This is a genomic window from Microbacterium sp. 69-10 (assembly GCF_001897945.1).
Lineage (GTDB): Bacteria > Actinomycetota > Actinomycetes > Actinomycetales > Microbacteriaceae > Microbacterium.
Window position 1 is genome coordinate 20,593 of sequence record NZ_MKRT01000024.1, and the last position, 4,487, is coordinate 25,079.

At 70.7% G+C, this 4,487-nt stretch carries 5 protein-coding genes and 2 pseudogenes (1 of these 7 running past the window's edge); 5 read left to right on the forward strand and 2 right to left on the reverse strand.

From position 1 onward, the window contains the following. Both BGN97_RS11020 and cydB read left to right on the forward strand, forming a co-directional pair. Positions 1–783 (forward strand): annotated as a pseudogene (locus BGN97_RS11020) (cytochrome ubiquinol oxidase subunit I); it begins 785 nt to the left of the window's first position. Positions 784–804: 21 nt separating this feature from the next. Then, a complete protein-coding gene (gene cydB / locus BGN97_RS11025) occupies positions 805–1,842 on the forward strand; it encodes a cytochrome d ubiquinol oxidase subunit II (RefSeq protein WP_292701274.1) in 1,038 nt (345 codons plus the stop codon). A gap of 81 nt (positions 1,843–1,923) precedes the next feature. On the opposite strand, the gene BGN97_RS11030 is transcribed toward cydB, so the two are convergent. Beyond that, positions 1,924–2,397, reverse strand: a complete 474-nt coding sequence (locus BGN97_RS11030; RefSeq protein ID WP_292701276.1) for a DUF1772 domain-containing protein — start codon at positions 2,395–2,397, stop codon at positions 1,924–1,926. A gap of 6 nt (positions 2,398–2,403) precedes the next feature. Between BGN97_RS11030 and BGN97_RS11035 the strand changes: the two genes are divergently transcribed. The 3 genes from BGN97_RS11035 (at position 2,404) to BGN97_RS11045 (ending at position 3,535) form a co-directional block, all read left to right on the forward strand. Beyond that, positions 2,404–2,541, forward strand: a complete 138-nt coding sequence (locus BGN97_RS11035) for a hypothetical protein (RefSeq protein WP_292701277.1) — start codon at positions 2,404–2,406, stop codon at positions 2,539–2,541. Between the two features lie 147 nt (positions 2,542–2,688). Continuing rightward, positions 2,689–2,847, forward strand: coding sequence for a hypothetical protein (locus BGN97_RS11040; protein WP_292701279.1), 159 nt, complete (start codon positions 2,689–2,691; stop codon positions 2,845–2,847). Between the two features lie 91 nt (positions 2,848–2,938). Then, positions 2,939–3,535: a gamma carbonic anhydrase family protein gene (locus tag BGN97_RS11045; protein ID WP_292701281.1), complete on the forward strand. Its 597-nt coding sequence runs from the start codon at positions 2,939–2,941 to the stop codon at positions 3,533–3,535. A gap of 107 nt (positions 3,536–3,642) precedes the next feature. Here the strand turns inward: BGN97_RS11045 and BGN97_RS11050 are convergent. Next, positions 3,643–4,487, reverse strand: a pseudogene (locus BGN97_RS11050) (glutamate dehydrogenase); the annotation flags it as partial.

Consider the following 4,487-nt stretch of genomic DNA (forward strand, 5'->3'; position numbering starts at 1 on the left):
GGCAAGCTCATGTACGAGCAGCAGCCCATGAAGATGGCCGCCGCGGAAGCCGCCTGCCACACCGGCTCGGACTTCTCGGTGCTCTCGCTCGGCGATCCCGGATCGAAGGACTGCGGTGACGTCATCACCCTGATCGCGGTCCCCGGGGCACTGGGCTTCCTGGGCACGGGGGAGTGGGGTGCCGACATGCCCGGCATCCGCGACCTCGAGACGCACTACGTCGACCAGTACGGCAAGACCATCCCGGACGAGGCGATCTACGGCGACCTGGCCGGCAGCGACGTGCAGTACGTGCCGGTGATGTGGGTCACCTACTGGGGCTTCCGCCTCATGATCGGCCTGGGCGGCGTCGTGGCGCTCGGCGGGCTGGTGGCGCTGTGGCTGACCCGCAAGGGCACCGTGCCCCGCTCGCCGTGGATCATGCGCCTGGCGCTGTTGGGCATCGTCGCCCCGTTCGCGGCGAACATCGCAGGCTGGATCTTCACCGAGCTGGGACGGCAGCCGTTCGTCGTGGCACCCAACCCCACCGGCGTCGACGGGGTGTACATGTTCACGGCGGCGGCCGTCTCGCCGGGAGTCACGGCCGGAGAGCTGCTGTTCTCGGTGATCACGCTCAGTGCGGTCTACGGGATCATGCTCGTGATCGAGCTGGTGCTGATGGTCAAGTACATCCGCGGAGGGGTCGCGGCATCCATGCCCGAGCTCGCCAGCCGGGCATCCGACTCCGACGACGACCACCCGTCCGGTGACCACCGCGACGACGTGCTCGCGTTCGCGTACTGAGCGCTGAGAGGAACAAGGAAAATGGAACCGCTCCCCATCGTCTGGTTCATCGCGATCGCCGTGCTCTGGACCGGCTACCTGCTGCTCGAGGGCTTCGACCTCGGTGTCGGCATGCACATGATCTTCTCCACCCGCTCCGAGCGCGATCGTCGCGTCATGCTCAACACCATCGGGCCGGTGTGGGATGGCAACGAGGTGTGGCTGATCACCGCCGGCGCCGCGATGTTCGCCGCCTTCCCCGCCTGGTACGCGGCACTGTTCTCGACCCTCTACGTGCCGCTGACGATCACCCTGGTCGGGCTGATCATCCGTGCCGTCGGCATCGAGTACCGGGGCAAGCTGCACACCGAGCGCTGGCGCACGATCTGGACCTGGATGATCGGCCTCGGCTCGCTGATCGTCGCGTTCTGCGTCGGTGCGGCCCTGGCGCTGACCTCGACCGGCCTGCCGCTGGATGCCAACGGCGACCGTGTCGGCGGGCCGTTCGTGTGGCTGACCCTCCCCGCGGTGCTCGGCGGTCTCGCCGTCGTCGGGTTCGCGCTGCTGCACTCCGCCACCTTCCTCGGCCTCAAGGCCGATGGTCCGGTGCGCGAGCGCGCCGGACGCTTCGCCGCGCGATGGGCGCCGCTGTGCCTGGCGCCCGCGGCGGCGTGGGCGATCCTCGTGCAGATCGAGCACGGCGGCACTCCGCTGGCGTGGACGTTCATCGCGCTGGCCGTGGTCGCGGCGGTGGCCGGCTGGATCGCCGCACGCGCCCGTCGCGAGGGCTTCGCATTCCTCGGCTTCGCCGGGTTCGGGCTCTTCGGCGTCGCCGCGATCTTCGCGGGGATGTTCCCGCTCGTGCTGCCGTCGACCGTGGACGCCGCCTTCGACCTCACCGTCTGGAACGCCGCCAACGGCCCGTACACCCTGGGGGTCATGACCGTGGTCGCCGCCGTCTCGCTGCCCGTCATCCTGCTCTACCAGGCCTGGAGCTACTGGATCTTCCGCAAGCGGGTGACTCCCGGCATGATCCCCGAGGTGCACATCGTGCTCCCGGCCGTGCTCCGCGCACGCTGACGGATGCGGCGGGCTGAGCGCCTCCGCGCGAAGCGCCCGGCGATCTCCGTGCCGGCACCCTGTCGGAGGCGGGACCGGTTCTCACAGCAGGGCGAGCGTGCTCAGCAGCAGGAGCAGAGTCGCCGCGATGAGCGTCACGCGCAGCGGGAGGATCGCATCCCAGCGGGCCTGCAGGGATCGGGCATCCGCCGGCACCTCGTCGGCGAGAGCCGCCGCGGTCAGCGTGGTGTTGATCGGCTTGGCGATGCGGGCGTAGACGAGCAGCCAGGTGACGAGCAGCACCAGCCCCGCCGCGGAGAGGACGCCAAGGAGCGGCGTGCCCCAGATGAACGCGGCGGTGGCCGTGACCGCGGTGAGGATCGTCGCGGGGATGCCGACACCCGGCATCCGGCGGTCTGCGTAGTAGTGGCCACGACCGACCACTTGCACCAGGGCGCGGTCGTCGAGATCGGCGTAGACGGAGCGCTGGGCGAGCAGGCCGACGACGTCCGCGCCGAAGATGACGGCGAGGCCGAGGACGGCGAACGCCGCAGCGGCGGGGGCACGCCGCAGCACCGCGCGGTGCGCGCCGAGCTGCTGTGGAGCACGCTGCACGGTGCCAGCCGGCTCGACGCGGACGGTCGCTTCGACGCCGCGCTCGACGACATCCGCGCCGACGAGATCATCGCGCTCTTCGGTGCCCCGCAGACGGAGGGCTGAGCGCCGGGCACCCGGCGGCCAGGGACGCGCCCCGGATCCTCGGCAACCCTCGACGTCCCGCTGCGGGCGTACGGACCGCCGTAGCGGACGTGGATGCCCTGGTCAACGCCCTGTGCGTCCCGACCGGCCGCCGCGATGCTGGAGCGCATGTGGACTCTGCTGATCGTGCTGCTCGTCTTGTGGCTGGGCATGTCCGTGCTCGGATTCGTGGTGAAGGGGCTGCTCTGGCTCGCGGTCCTGGGCATCGTGCTGTTCCTGGCGACGCTGGTGTTCGGGTTCATCCGCAAGGGGCGCACCGACACCTGACCGGGCCTCGGACCGACGACTCGGCGGCGTGGCGAAGGACCCGCCGCCATCCCGTGCTGCCCGGGTGCGCGGGCCGGACTAGTCTGGCCGCATGATGTACGAGCACCTCGGGGCTCGGCCCCGCATCCACGACACCGCCGTCGTGGCGCCGACCGCTGTGATCTCCGGCGACGTGGAGATCGGACCGAACTGCCAGGTGCTGCACGGCGCCGTGATCACCGCCGAGGGCGGACCGATCACGCTGGGCGAGCACGTCATCGTGATGGAGAACGCGCTCATCCGCGCGACCGCCGCCAACGCCGTGCACATCGGCGATCACACGCTGGTGGGGACTCTCGCCAGCATCGCCGGCGCCACCGTCGGCGAGGAGGTGTTCTTCGCCTCCGGCGCCCGCGTGTTCAACGGGGCGCTGGTCGGCTCGCACTGCGAGATCCGGGTGAACGCGATCGTGCAGCGGCGTGCAGTGCTCCCCGAGGGCACGGTGGTGCCGATCGGCTGGATCGCGGCCGGCCATCCGGTGCGGATGTTCTCGCCCGACCAGGCCGACGAGATCGCGGAGGCCATGCCGGACCTGGACTTCCCGGGTCACGTCTTCGGCGTCGACCGCGACACCCCCGACCTGATGGTGCAGCTCACGGAGCGCTACGCCAGCTCACTGGCCCGTCACGCCGACGACCGCCAGCTCTGAGGTCGCCGAGCCACCACCGAAACACCGAGCCACCAGGCAGGATCACGTGATCCGCATGGTGGCTCGGCGTTTGCGCGGTGGCTCGGCGGGTGCGCCGGGCAGTCGGGTCAGATGACGCCCTGGGCCAGCATCGCGTCGGCGACGCGCTCGAAGCCGGCGATGTTGGCGCCCGCGACGTAGTCGCCGGGATTGCCGTAGCGCTCGGCGGCACGGAAGGACGCGTCGTGGATGTCGGTCATGATGTCGCGCAGCTTCTGCTCGCTGTGATCGAAGTTCCAGCGCTGGCGCGAGGCGTTCTGGCTCATCTCGAGCGCCGAGGTGCCGACGCCGCCGGCGTTCGCGGCCTTGCCGGGCGCGAACAGCACGTCCGAGTCCTGGAAGGCGCCGACGGCCTCCGGGGTCGAGGGCATGTTGGCGCCCTCGGCGACGGCGCGCACGCCGTTGGCGATCAGCATCCGGGCGGAGTCGAGGTTCAGCTCGTTCTGGGTGGCCGAGGGCACGGCGATGTCGACCGGCACCTCCCACACGTTCCCGCCCTCGACGAACCGGGCACCGGGGCGGCGGTTCGCGTACTCGACGATGCGGCCGCGCTCGACCTCCTTGATCTGACGCAGCAGCCCCAGGTCGATGCCGGCGTCGTCGACGACGTAGCCGGAGGAGTCGGATGCCGTGATCGCGCGCGCGCCGAGCTGCTGGGCCTTCTCGATCGCGTAGATCGCGACGTTGCCCGAGCCGGAGACGGCGACGCGCTTGCCCTCGAGGGTCTGGCCGTGGACGGCCAGCATCGACTGCACGAAGAAGACCGCGCCGTAGCCGGTGGCCTCGGTGCGCACCTGCGCGCCGCCCCAGCCGATGCCCTTGCCGGTCAGGATGCCGGACTCATGGCGGTTGGTGATCTTGCGGTACATGCCGAACATGTAGCCGATCTCGCGGCCGCCGACGCCGATGTCGC